This is a genomic window from Mycobacterium sp. RTGN4, assembly GCF_033804635.1.
GTDB lineage: Bacteria > Actinomycetota > Actinomycetes > Mycobacteriales > Mycobacteriaceae > Mycobacterium.
On sequence record NZ_JAPZLB010000040.1, the window covers coordinates 1 to 4,015 of the forward strand.

General features: G+C 63.7%; 5 protein-coding genes. 3 read left to right on the plus strand and 2 right to left on the minus strand.

Features of this window, described 5'->3' with window-relative positions:
• The first annotated feature begins 254 nt into the window (after positions 1–254).
• The 3 genes from SLQ30_RS32945 (at position 255) to SLQ30_RS32955 (ending at position 3,179) form a co-directional block, all read left to right on the plus strand.
• Positions 255–1,364: a site-specific integrase gene (locus SLQ30_RS32945; RefSeq protein WP_319451241.1), complete on the plus strand. Its 1,110-nt coding sequence runs from the start codon at positions 255–257 to the stop codon at positions 1,362–1,364.
• Positions 1,361–1,711 (plus strand): helix-turn-helix transcriptional regulator, encoded by a 351-nt coding sequence (locus tag SLQ30_RS32950; protein ID WP_319451242.1) that lies wholly within the window; start codon positions 1,361–1,363, stop codon positions 1,709–1,711. The genes SLQ30_RS32945 and SLQ30_RS32950 overlap by 4 nt, the downstream gene beginning before the upstream one ends.
• Positions 1,712–1,781: 70 nt before the next feature.
• Positions 1,782–3,179: a recombinase XerD gene (locus SLQ30_RS32955; RefSeq protein WP_319451243.1), complete on the plus strand. Its 1,398-nt coding sequence runs from the start codon at positions 1,782–1,784 to the stop codon at positions 3,177–3,179.
• A gap of 210 nt (positions 3,180–3,389) precedes the next feature.
• Here the strand turns inward: SLQ30_RS32955 and SLQ30_RS32960 are convergent, their stop codons facing one another.
• Positions 3,390–3,701, minus strand: a complete 312-nt coding sequence (locus SLQ30_RS32960) for a type II toxin-antitoxin system PemK/MazF family toxin (RefSeq protein WP_319451244.1) — start codon at positions 3,699–3,701, stop codon at positions 3,390–3,392.
• The gene (locus tag SLQ30_RS32965) at positions 3,691–3,924 is read right to left on the minus strand and encodes a hypothetical protein (RefSeq protein WP_319451245.1); all 234 of its coding nucleotides are present in this window, start codon (positions 3,922–3,924) and stop codon (positions 3,691–3,693) included. Before SLQ30_RS32965 ends, SLQ30_RS32960 begins: the two co-directional genes overlap by 11 nt.
• Between the last annotated feature and the right edge of the window lie 91 nt (positions 3,925–4,015).

Here is a 4,015-nt window from a genome sequence, read left to right on the forward strand (position 1 = left end):
AACTCCGCCGTTTTCATCTGATGAATCAGCCAGCCGTTGCCGCCCATCCGGGCGAGCTTCGCTTGGGTTCACGAATGCTGCTGTTGAGCAGCGACATTCGGAATGACGCCACGGTGTGACAGCGGGTGGGTCGCAGAGTTAGATTCGCGGGGGGAACTCGCACGCCCATCGCCGAGGCTGCCACCTGCATTGATGTGGCGTTGATGCATTGCATGATTCAATGTATCATCCGATGAGACAGCTTGGGGGGTGCGATGCCGGTCGATAGAAGTGGTCGGGTGTACGTCGTCGGTGCGGTTCCGTTGCTGCACCCGGAGGCGCAGACCGTCGAGGAGATGCTCGAGGGGTGGCGCAACCAGCAACTGTGCCGCAACCTCGACCACGACACGATCGCCGGACGGATCCGGGTCGTGCAACGGTTCCTGGCGTACACCAACGAATTCCCGTGGACGTGGACACCGGCGATGGCCGAAGAGTTCTTCGGTGATCTACGCGCGATCCACCGGCGCAAACAATCCACCGTCCGCGGTTATCAGAACGCCTTGAGGCTGTTCTGCTCCTACGTCAGCCATCCCGACTACGGCTGGGACCGGGTGTGCGAGCAGCGGTTCGGAACTCATCCGGCGCAAGTGTTCTTCGAGTGGAACACCGCCACCCACGTGCAGGACAACGAGCAGTCCCCCGAGAAGCGTGCCTTCACCAAGGCGGAGTTGCAGGACTTCTTCGACCACGCCGACGACCAGGTCGCGCTGATCGCGGCGTCGGGGCGCAAGGGCTGGCTGCCGGCCTACCGCGACGCGGTGATGTTCAAGGTCGCCTACTCCTACGGGCTGCGGTGCAACGAATTACGGCACCTGCAAACCGTCGACTTCTCCCGCAATCCTCGGGCCCGCGAGTTCGGCCGCTACGGCGTCGTTCAGATCCGGTACGGCAAGGCCAAGAAGGGATCCCCTCCGAAACGACGCAGCGTGCTGACCGTCTTCGATTGGACACCCGAGGTGATCGGCGACTGGCTCACCCATGGCCAGCCCTACATGGACGACGGTATCGACCTGTTCCCCAGCGAGCGAGGCACGCTGGTCGCCGAACGCACCCTGCTCCGTCGGTTCCGGCGCTACTGCGACGATGACCTGCAGCTGCCAGGCGGACTCGATCTGCACTCATTGCGGCGTTCCCATGCCACCCACCTCATCGAAGATGGCTGGGACGCGAAGTTCGTCCAGGATCAGCTGGGTCACGAGCATGCCAGTACCACTTCGCTCTACACGTGTGTGTCCAGCGATTACCGCACCCGCACCTTGCGTCGGGCGTTGGATGCGACCATCAACGAGGCGTTGTCCGTTGACGGCGAGGAGACGTCGTGAATCGTCAAGTCGACTACACCTGGCGGGTAGCCGAGTTGATGGCCGCGGCCGGCATGCACAACAGCACCGACCTCATCCCGCGCCTCGCCGAGCGTGGTATCCAGCTGTCACGCCCGCAGGTATACCGGGTGGTTCATCAACGCCCCGAACGGGTTTCGCTACAAATGATGGCCGCCCTCTGCGACATCTTCGGCTGCGGAGTCGAGGACTTGGTCACCGTCACCGCGTCCGACGTCCGCCGCAAGCGAGCCTCAACCGCCGCGGTGACGTCGACGGCACCCAACGTCGTCGAACTCAACAAATCCGTGCGGCCGCGCCGTGCCCGCGTGCTCCGCGATGACGACTAACCCCCACCGTCGATCCCGCGGACGACCAACCGTCACCAACGGAACACTGCGCTGCACCCGATGCAGCCGAATGTCCACCCAGAACCGAACCCCGTCCTGGCCAGACGAGCAACTCTGCAACAGCTGCTTCTACACCGCGATGCGCACCAGAGGCATCTGCCCGATCTGCGGACACGACGGCGTGCTGCCCGGCCGCACCAACCGCACCGAAGATCGGCCAATCTGCTTGTCCTGCGCTGGCATCCCCGGAACCTACCGATGTGCGACCTGCGACATCGAAGGTCAGATCTACCGGCACGGGCGATGCGCCCGCTGCGCGCTACGCGAGGACTTGAGCTCGCTGATCGTCGACGGCGCCGCGGAACCGGTCGCGATGGGCACGATCACCGACATCCTGTGCGGAGTGGACCGACCCGAAAGCATCCTCACCTGGAAACGATCCCCCACCGTTCGGGCCCTGCTGACTGGGCTCTCCTGCGGTGACATCCCGCTCAGCCATGACGGCCTCGATGCCGCCGGGCGAAACAGCCAGGTTTCGCACTTGCGTAGCCTGCTCGAGCACAACGGCCTGCTCCCGCCCCGCGATGAACACCTTGGGCGGTTCGAATTGTGGCTCGCGCGCACACTGGACGACATTCCCGACCCGGCGGTGCGAGCCCCCGTCGAACAGTTCGCCACCTGGCATCACCTGCGCCGGCTACGCCTCGCCTCCACGCCCGGGCAAGCCTCCGACGGGCCGAAACGCGCAGCCCAACAACAGATCACCGAGACGGTCAAATTCCTCACCTGGCTGCTCGAGCACCATCAGCGCACCGCGGCCAGCTGCCACCAACAAGATGTCGACGAGTGGCTAGCGACGGGACCGACAACACGCCACAAGATCCGCGCCTTCTTAGTGTGGGCCAATAAGAGCAAGATCAACACCGCAGTACGACTCGAAACCAAGCAGGCTCAGACCACCGGCCTGCTCACCCAGGACCAGCGACTGGCATGGATCAAAAGAATGCTCACCGGCGACACGGAGTCCCTTCCCCACCGCGTCGCGGGAACATTGGTGCTGCTCTACGCCCAACCCATGGTGAAGATCGCCGCACTCAAGACGACGGCCGTCGAAATCACCCCGCGTGAGACGCTGATATCCCTTGGAGCCGAACCCATCCCGGTACCCGAACCCTTCGCCGGCATGCTCAAAGAGCACCTCGACAACCGGCCGAACCTTCGCACCGGCGGCGGCAGGGCCACCACGGCGTGGCTCTTCCCGGGCCGAGGGCCCGGCAAGCACCTCGACACCGAGACCATGGTCAAAGCTCTCGGCATCAGCGTGCTCGCAGCGCGCACCTCCGCGCTGCGCGACCTCGTCGCCGAGATCCCACCTCCGGTCGTCGCACAACTGCTGGGCTACAGCCACAACTGCACCCAGTATCACGCCGAACAGGCCGGACAACGATGGTCCCGATATGTCACATAGCGGCAAGTCCGAACACCGCGCTCGCCACACAGGACGACACGACACCGAACTTCCCGATTCGATGTGCCGACTTGGCGGAAGCCTCTACCCGCGTGGCTGCAACAATCATTTACTGAGCATTACCACCACTCAAGTATTGCAAGCTACGAGTCTTCCGTTTGCGCTGCCATTCAACACGTTTGGGAGGCTTCTTCATTTTCCCTGTTGTCGCTACAGGTCCATGACGATCCGCAATGCCGCATCGACACGGCGCATCTCGTCGAAAGCGAGTCGTCCAACGTTCTCGCCGAGCCGGCTTGGGTCGACGGCCGCGGCCTGCTCGGCTAGCACTCGGGTGACACGACCGGCGATCTCGACCTCCGGACGAAAGGTCGCAACCCGGGCCGCGGTCGACGTCGGCGCTACCAGCAACGTCGATAGTGGAAGTCCGTCGGACTGGATGACGACGGCGTACCGGGTGCCGGACTGCTCGTGGCCGCGACTGCCCCGTGGGGCGCGAAGTCGGAAGACCTCACCACGCACGCAACGTCTCCATGTCGCGAAGCACCTGCGCTGCTTCCGCCCGGTCGGCCTCGTCCGCTGCGAGTTCCTCGGCCTCCGCGCGGATCGACGCGGTGGCTTTTCGTCGGGCAGCATCGATCAGCGCGATTCGAACGGCCGCCGATACCGGAGTGCCGTCACGAGTCAGCACAGCTAATGCATTCGACGTGTCCTCGTCGGTTCGAAAAGTGATGGTGTCAGCCATAGGTCACAGCGTACTACAAATTGTAAGACAGTGGCGGCGTTGTCGGGTATCGCTGGAATACGACTGAATCGAATACGGCGGGTTACCGGTA